This window comes from Streptomyces cyslabdanicus (genome assembly GCF_052663305.1).
On record NZ_JBQRUW010000072.1, the window covers coordinates 1 to 5,771 of the forward strand.

At 69.5% G+C, this 5,771-nt stretch carries 7 protein-coding genes; all 7 read left to right on the top strand.

Features of this window, described 5'->3' with window-relative positions; translation table 11 throughout:
- Positions 1-1,794 (top strand): nickel-dependent hydrogenase large subunit (locus ACTYVM_RS34745; protein WP_445529775.1); only part of this gene is annotated, 1,794 nt, incomplete at its 5' end.
- Between the two features lie 63 nt (positions 1,795-1,857).
- On the top strand, positions 1,858-2,064 hold the full coding sequence (locus ACTYVM_RS34750) for a hypothetical protein (protein WP_400036257.1): 207 nt from the start codon (positions 1,858-1,860) through the stop codon (positions 2,062-2,064).
- 29 nt (positions 2,065-2,093) lie between these two features.
- Positions 2,094-2,237 carry a hypothetical protein gene (locus ACTYVM_RS34755; RefSeq protein ID WP_400036255.1) on the top strand — a complete coding sequence of 48 codons (144 nt, stop codon included), beginning with the start codon at positions 2,094-2,096 and terminating at the stop codon, positions 2,235-2,237.
- Positions 2,238-2,332: 95 nt separating this feature from the next.
- Positions 2,333-2,518, top strand: a complete 186-nt coding sequence (locus ACTYVM_RS34760; protein WP_445529776.1) for a DUF5808 domain-containing protein — start codon at positions 2,333-2,335, stop codon at positions 2,516-2,518.
- 210 nt (positions 2,519-2,728) lie between these two features.
- Positions 2,729-3,391, top strand: a complete 663-nt coding sequence (locus ACTYVM_RS34765) for a zinc-ribbon domain-containing protein (protein WP_400036251.1) — start codon at positions 2,729-2,731, stop codon at positions 3,389-3,391.
- A gap of 201 nt (positions 3,392-3,592) precedes the next feature.
- A complete protein-coding gene (locus ACTYVM_RS34770; protein ID WP_445529777.1) occupies positions 3,593-4,570 on the top strand; it encodes an ion transporter in 978 nt (325 codons plus the stop codon).
- A 219-nt stretch (positions 4,571-4,789) separates the two neighbouring features.
- The gene (locus ACTYVM_RS34775; protein WP_445529778.1) at positions 4,790-5,707 is read left to right on the top strand and encodes a serine hydrolase; all 918 of its coding nucleotides are present in this window, start codon (positions 4,790-4,792) and stop codon (positions 5,705-5,707) included.
- Positions 5,708-5,771: the final 64 nt, after the last annotated feature.

A 5,771-nucleotide genomic window follows, 5' to 3' on the forward strand; every position in this document is an offset into this window, starting at 1 on the left:
ATGACGACCACCGAGGCGCGGCGGGCGGGGCGTAAGCCCGCTCAGATCGTGGACATGTCCTGGGATCCGATCACACGGATCATCGGGAATCTGGGCATCTACACGAAGATCGACTTCGCGAACCGGGAGGTCGTCGAGTGTCACTCGACGTCTTCCCTGTTCCGCGGCTACTCGGTGTTCATGAAGGGCAAGGACCCCCGCGACGCCGGCTTCATCACCTCACGCATCTGCGGCATCTGCGGCGACAACCACACCACCTGCTCCAACTACGCCCAGCAGATGGCCTACGGCGTCAAACCCCCACCACTGGCCGAACACATCACCAACCTCGGCGAAGCCGCCGAGTACATGTTCGACCACACGATCTTCCAGGACAACCTCGTCTTCGTCGACTTCTGCGAAGCCATGGTCAAAGCCACCAACCCCGGCGTCCTGGCCCGCGCCGAACGCACCGAGGCCCCGCGTGGGCATCTCCACGGCTACCGCACCATCGCCGACATCATGCGCGCCTTCAACCCCTTCGAAGGCGAGATCTACAAACAGGCCCTGAAAATGTCCCGGATCACCCGGGAGATGTTCTGCCTCATGGAGGGACGCCACGTCCACCCCTCCACCCTCTATCCCGGCGGCACCGGCACCATGCCCCAACCCGCCGTCTTCACCGACTACCTCGCCCGCCTCATGCGCGTCATCGACTTCGTCAAACAAGCCGTCGCCCTCAACGACGACGTCTTCGACTTCTTCTACCAAGCCCTGCCCGGCTACGAAGAAGTCGGCCGCCGCCGCATCCTCCTGGCCTGCTGGGGCGCCTGGCAAAACCCCGACATCGTCGACTACCGCTACGAGACGATGAACCACTGGGGCAAGGCCATGTACGTCACCCCCGGCATCATCGTCGACGGCAAACTCGTCACCAACAACCTCATCGACATCAACCTCGGCCTCCGCATCCTCCTCGGCTCCTCCTACTACGACGACTGGACCACCGAGGAACCCTTCGTCACCCACGACCCCCTCGGCAACCCCGTCGACATCCGCCACCCCTGGAACCAGACCACCCTCCCCCACCCCCAAAAACGCGCCTTCGACCACAACTACAGCTGGGTCATGAGCCCCCGCTGGCACCACCGGGAAACCGGCCAGCACCTCGCCCTCGACACCGGCGGCGGCCCCCTCGCCCGCCTCTGGTCCACCGCCCTGAACGGACTCGTCGACACCCCCTACATCAAAGCCACCGGCCACAGCGTCCGCATCACCCTCCCCCACGGCGAAAAACTCCCCGAAACCACCCTCGAATGGACCATCCCCCAATGGTCCAACACCATCGAACGCGACCGCGCCCGCCCCTACTTCATCGCCTACGCCGCCGCCATGGCCCTCCAATTCCTCGAACAAGCCCAACAACTCGTCCGCGCCGGCGAAACCAAAGTCTTCGAGAACTTCGAAGTCCCCGACGAAGCCATCGGCTGCGGCTTCCACGAAGCCGTCCGCGGCGTCCTCTCCCACCACCTCGTCATCAAAAACCAGAAAATCGCCAACTACCACCCCTACCCACCCACCCCCTGGAACGCCAGCCCCCGCGACCACTACGGCACCCCCGGCCCCTACGAAGACGCCGTCCAAGGCCAACCCATCTTCGAAGAAAACGACTCCGACACCTTCAAAGGCGTCGACATCATGCGCACCGTCCGCAGCTTCGACCCCTGCCTCCCCTGCGGCGTCCACATGTACCTCGGCAACGGCAAAACCCTCACCACCACCCACACCCCCACCTACGGAACCGACCAGGGCTGAACCGCGCGGGACGCGGGCCGGGCCGGGACCGGGGAGGACACCGGGGGAGACGAGGAGCAGACCATGGGCACGATCAGAGTCGGCAGGCGGGACGTGAAGCCCGACACCCCGGGACATGTCAACGGACTGCACCAGGGCAACTTCGGTCCGTACGAAGGGCAGAGGGGACACCACAAGGACGGCACCTCCGACGCCCGCCGGTCCACGGGCATCCACTGGAAGAAGCACGACGCGATCACGAAGGCCATGCCGAACATCTCGCCCGGATGAGCCGGGTCAGGACGGAAAGGAGGAACGGGATGACAGCGAAGCAGCTGCTGGCGGTGGAGGCCGCCCTGGTGGGCGGGCTGGTGCTCGCCGTGCTGATCAAGGAGATGCCGGGGCTCCTGCGCGAGATCAGGATCTGGCGGATGTCCGGCCGCGGCGCCGGCCACGCCCGCTGAACGCCGGATCGGTAAGCTGGCCGGACGTGGGCGTCCACCGCCTTCTCCCCCCGCGGGCCACGGTGACGCCCGCGCCGGACAGAGGGAGGCGGGCCGTGAACCCGGACGACGAACGCCACTGGTTCGGGGTCTTCTACTGCAATCGCGACGACCCCCGGGTCGTGGTCCCCAAGCGCTATGGCTGGGGGCGGACCCTGAACTACGGCCGTCCGATGGCCTGGGTCTGGACCTTCGGCGCGCCCGCGGCCGTCGGGATTCTCACCCACCTCGGCAGGCACTGACCGCAGCGGCGGCCCGCGGGCCGCCGCTGTCCTGCGTCTTCGGCCGTGTCCGTTCGCCACACACGTACCTTTTCGTCCCGGGACCAGTCGCCGGACAGCAGGTGCCAGGGCACCCGCGCGCCTGGCAGAATTCCGGACACCCGCGTGACGAGGACGGGCGTCGCGTGCGCGGAACACCATCACCGAGGTCGGCCCTGGGGGGAACGCACCGTGAGTACCGAGATCTACTTCAACAACAACCACCGCGACCTGTGTCAGGAACACGGCACCGGCGCCGGTTTCCAGTTCGAGTTCTACTGCTCCCGCTGCTCCGACACCTGGCGCTCCCCGTTCGAGCCCTTCCGGGCGGGCCAGATGGCGGGCTGGCTGTCGCGGGGGGTGAACGCGGCCTGGTCGGTCATCGGCGGCAGCGCCGCCCAAGGCGTCTCCAACGCGGCCGACGGGCTGGCCGGAGCGAACTACGGAACCCAGCGGGACGCGGCGTTCACCCGCGCCATCGCCAACGCGCAGGGCCACTTCGACCGTTGCCCCCGCTGCACGTCCTACGTCTGCGGCCGCTGCTGGAACGCGGGCCTCGGGCTCTGCCTCACCTGCTCCCCGGACACCGCGGCGGAGGCCCAGGCGGCCCAGCAGCGGGGCCTGAACGACATGGTGGCCCAGCGCGCCTACGACGCGGGACAGCAGCGCGGTCAGGGCTACGACGTCACCACGCCGCGCCAGTTGGTCTGCCCGCACTGCCACGCCGAAGCCAGGGGCGCGACCTTCTGCCCCGCCTGCGGACACCGTCTCGCCCAGACGGACAGCTGCTCCTCCTGCCACCAGGAGCTGCCGGACGGCGCGGCCTTCTGCCCGTCCTGCGGCACCCGAAGGTAACCCCCGCGCCGCGACCCCGGGACTGAGCGCCCACGGAGACCGCGTACCGCACCCACGACGTGCGATACGCGGTCCGCGAACGCACCCCGATCCACGGTGCGGTGGAAGTCCGTGTTGGAGGATGATCATCACTCGACACGCCCGCCCTTCCAGCCCGGTCGGCCGGGAGGGCCACCGCATGTGAAGGAGCAAGGGCAGCAGATGCCGGAGCAGCACGATCGACACGCCGACATCGCCTCACGGCCCCTGCGCCGAGAACTGGCACGCCGCTGCCGGGCCCTCACCGAAGCCCGCTGGTTCGCCCTCGCCGTCTTCGCGGTGATCCTCCTCAACGCCGCCCTGCTGGGCGTGGAGACGTACTCCGGTCTGGCGGCGCAGTGGCACCACTGGTTACGGCAGGCCGAGCACGTCTGCCTGGCCGCCTTCACGGCGGAGATCCTCGTCCGGCTGCTGGCCTACGCCGACCGCCCGCGGGAGTTCTGGAAGGACCCGTGGAACTCCTTCGACCTGGTGGTCGTCCTGTGCGCCTTCGTGCCCGTCGTGCGGGAGAACGCCACGGTGCTGCGGCTGCTGCGCCTGGCGCGAGTCCTGCGCACCGCCCGCTTCCTGCCGCAGGTGCGCATCGTGCTGGTCGCGGTGGTCCGCAGTCTGCCGGGCACCCTGAGCTTCCTCCTGGTCGGTGCCCTGCTGCTGTACGTGTACGCCATGGTCGGCTGGGTCTTCTTCGGCCGCCAGGACCCCGAGCACTACGGTTCCATCGGCCGCGCCGTCCTGACCCTCTTCCTGCTGATGACCCTGGACGGCATCGGCGACGCGGTGCACAGCGGCCTCGAGGTGTCGCGCTGGAGCCTGCTCTACTACGCGTCCTACGTCCTGCTGGCCTCCTTCGTCCTGGTCAACGTCCTCATCGGCGTGGTCATCACGTCCCTGGAGGAGGCCCGCGAGCTGGAGAACGACGAGCCCGCCGGTGCGGCGGCCGCCGGAGACCCCCCGGACGGCGAGCACCTCGCCGGCCGGATCGCGGCGGCCCGCAGGGCCCTCGACGAGCTCGAGCGCGACCTCGGGCAGGTGGCGGCACCACGGGCCAGGCAGGCCGCGCTCGTGGTCCCGACGGTGGTCGGGCGCCCGGCGTCCGGCCCCGCCCGGGCGCGGCGCAGAACGTCCCGGCGGCGCCGCTGAGCGGGCCTCGCCGCTCGCGGTGAACGAGGCCTGACGGAGCGGGGCGACAGGGGGTCGGTGACGGGGTGGGTGACGGCCGGGCGACGGGGTGGGCCTTCTCACAATTCGGGTCGAAACGGGTTCGTAGTGACGGCGGCCACTTCGCCTGGCGCGCATTTTGTCTACCTTCGCCAAGCAGTTTCCCCCGTTTGCCGACCCTTTGCGGAGGCCTGTCCGACCATGTCCCATCCGCGTTCCCTGTCGCATCCGAAGACCTCGGCGGCTTCGGTGACCCCGGCCAGGCGCCGGGTCAGCCGCGCCGGTGCCTGCGCCGGTGCCCTCCTGGCCTCGGTGACGACCCTCTTCTCCCTCGGCGCGCTGCATGCGGCACCCGCGGTCGCCGCGCCCGCGCCGGGCGGGCAGGCCCACGCCGCGCCGGCCGTGCAGGCGGCACCCCAGCCGCAGAGCAAGGCGCGGGTGACGGCGGCGGTGCTCAACCTCGACGGCCCGAGCCGGACGCCGCTGCTGTACGGCGAGGACGCTCCGTACGACACCGCCAGCATCATCAAGGTCGACATCCTCGCGGCGCTGCTGCTCCAGGCCCAGGACGAGGGCCGGCAGCTCACCGCCCAGGAGCGCGCCCTGGCCGAGCCGATGATCCGCAAGAGCGACAACGCGGCGGCGAACGCCCTGTGGCGCGAGATCGGCATGGCTCCGGGTCTGGAGGCGGCCAACAAGCGCCTGGGGCTGACCTCGACCAAGGGCGGCCCCGGTGCCAAGTGGGGGCTGACGCGGACGACGGCCAGTGACCAGATCCGCCTGTTGCTGTCGGTGTTCGACGACGCCGGGGCGTCGAAGGCCGGCTCTCCGCTGAACCAGGAGTCCCGGACCTACATCCGGACGCTGATGAGTCAGGTCGTCGGCGAGCAGGCGTGGGGTGTCTCGGCGGCCTCCGGTGCCCGGTACGAGTTGAAGAACGGCTGGCTCCAGCGCACCACCTCCGGGCTCTGGGACGTCAACAGCGTCGGCCGGATCACGGTGCACGGACACCGCTGCCTCGTCGCGGTGCTGTCCGACGGCAGTGCGTCGATGAGCGACGGCGTCTCACTGGTGGAGCGGGCGGCCCGGCAGGCCGTGGCGGCGACCACCGGGACCTGACGGGCGCCGGGGGAGGGGTACAAGAGGGACAAGAAGAGACAAACCAGAAACCACCGACACCCGA